The organism is Ruegeria sp. (assembly GCF_028066395.1).
In the GTDB taxonomy this organism is placed as follows: Bacteria; Pseudomonadota; Alphaproteobacteria; order Rhodobacterales; family Rhodobacteraceae; genus Ruegeria.
The window spans coordinates 25,932-27,424 of record NZ_JALCBM010000060.1 but is presented as its reverse complement, the minus strand read 5'-3'; the positions used below and the strand labels follow the sequence as shown (position 1 = coordinate 27,424).

Genomic DNA, 1,493 nt, shown 5'->3' with positions numbered 1-1,493 from the left:
ATGCCAACGGGGCCAAGCTGGTACGCCTGTCGACGATGGGTATCCTGCAATACATTGCGCCGACCATGATCTTTGTCACCGCCATTTTCGTATTCGGAGAACAGATCGACCGAGGACGCATGATCGCCTTTCCGCTGATCTGGGCCGCGCTTGTGGTGTATTCGATCCCGATGATCCGCCAGATGCGGGCTCAGGCCTGAAGCAGGTGGGCGGCCTCGCGCGCCCAGATGGCATAGGTTCTGGGGCTGGGGTGGTATCCATCCGGTGCAATCAGCGCGGGGTCATTGGGTAAATCCAACGACAGATGCCGGGCCTGCGGGAACTCAGCCGCGACCTGTTGCAATCCCCGATCCAGCCGCGCGGCCTGTCGGCCCAGAACCCAGGCGAGCGGTTGTGGCAGGGCGGGGAAACGCTCCATCTGAGGAACCGCCGTGACCACGACACGCCGCGCCCCAAGCGGGCCGGTGAGATGGGTCAGCAACTGCCGTTGTCGATTGATGAATGCCCCGCGAGTTATGCCTCGGGTCACGTCATTCACGCCCAACGCGGTGACAGCCATGTCGAATTGGCCCTGCAGAGCTACAAGCCGATCCAGAGTGTCTTGGGTTGTGTGTCCTGTCGTCGCCTCCAACCGCCATTCGACGCAGTAATGCCGTGCCAGTTGGGCCACCAGTTGGCCTGACAGCGCCTGATCCTGCGTGCCAGCCCCGACACCGGCGGCCGAGCTGTCCCCGGTGATCAGCAGCCGCAGACGTAGGCCGCGACCCGAGCGTCCCTCGCGTGGGCCCGAGGGTTCAGGCAAGATACGCGCTTGTCGCCGGACCATCATACCCTGCGCGGCCAGAACCGGCAGCAGGGGCACCCTGACAATCTGATCAGAGGCAATCGGGCCTGGCATGATCAGCGCAGGGCGTCTTTGTATTCTAGGAAACGAGGGTCGCTCATGACCCGCGCCATCATCGCTTCGCGCAAGGCGCCCACGGTTTTGTGGGGGCGCATGACCACCTCGAACTCCTGTATCAGGCCGTCCGCGTTCAGGGTGATCAGGTCCACGCCCACCGCGTCCAGATCACCGACCTTGCACTGAAATTCCAGCGCCCAGTCGGGGCCATCGCCCATGATCCGGCGGTATCGGAAGTCCGAGAAGACTTGCGCTACATGCCCCAGCACCGCCGCCACAGGCGCGCGCCCGGTCCAGGTGCTGTAATAGGTGGGCGGCATGAACCGCGCATCCTCGGCCAGCAATTCCTGAACCTGGGCTTCATCACCCTTGGCGACAACCTCTTGCAATCGTTTAATGGTGGGGTGCATGTCATCTTCCTTCCCTTGCGGTCAGAGTTGCGGAACAGGGCAACCGAGGCAAGGACGACGTTGCGGGAAGGGACGCGCTGCGATAGGCAGGCGCGCATGAGCGAGACCTATGATCCCCCCCAGACTCCGCTGGATATCCTGCACGAAGATGCGCAGCTGATCGTGGTGAACAAACCTGCGGG

At 63.0% G+C, this 1,493-nt stretch carries 2 protein-coding genes and 2 pseudogenes; 2 read left to right on the top strand and 2 right to left on the bottom strand.

Features of this window, described 5'->3' with window-relative positions:
* Positions 1-200 (top strand): annotated as a pseudogene (locus MPJ51_RS16905) (EamA family transporter RarD); the annotation flags it as partial.
* Here the strand turns inward: MPJ51_RS16905 and MPJ51_RS16900 are convergent.
* On the bottom strand, positions 191-898 hold the full coding sequence (locus MPJ51_RS16900; protein WP_298389092.1) for an SGNH/GDSL hydrolase family protein: 708 nt from the start codon (positions 896-898) through the stop codon (positions 191-193). The pseudogene MPJ51_RS16905 and the gene MPJ51_RS16900 sit on opposite strands and share 10 nt — an antisense overlap.
* Positions 899-900: 2 nt before the next feature.
* A complete protein-coding gene (locus MPJ51_RS16895) occupies positions 901-1,311 on the bottom strand; it encodes a nuclear transport factor 2 family protein (RefSeq protein ID WP_298389090.1) in 411 nt (136 codons plus the stop codon).
* A gap of 96 nt (positions 1,312-1,407) precedes the next feature.
* On the opposite strand from MPJ51_RS16895, the pseudogene MPJ51_RS16890 reads away from it, so the two are divergent.
* Positions 1,408-1,493: pseudogene (locus MPJ51_RS16890) on the top strand (RNA pseudouridine synthase); the annotation flags it as partial.

Bases quoted from the DNA above. Each gene is read 5' to 3' on its own strand.
- MPJ51_RS16900 (WP_298389092.1), bottom strand. From the start codon at position 898: ATGCCAGGCCCGATTGCCTCTGATCAGATTGTCAGGGTGCCCCTGCTG.
- MPJ51_RS16895 (WP_298389090.1), bottom strand. From the start codon at position 1,311: ATGCACCCCACCATTAAACGATTGCAAGAGGTTGTCGCCAAGGGTGAT.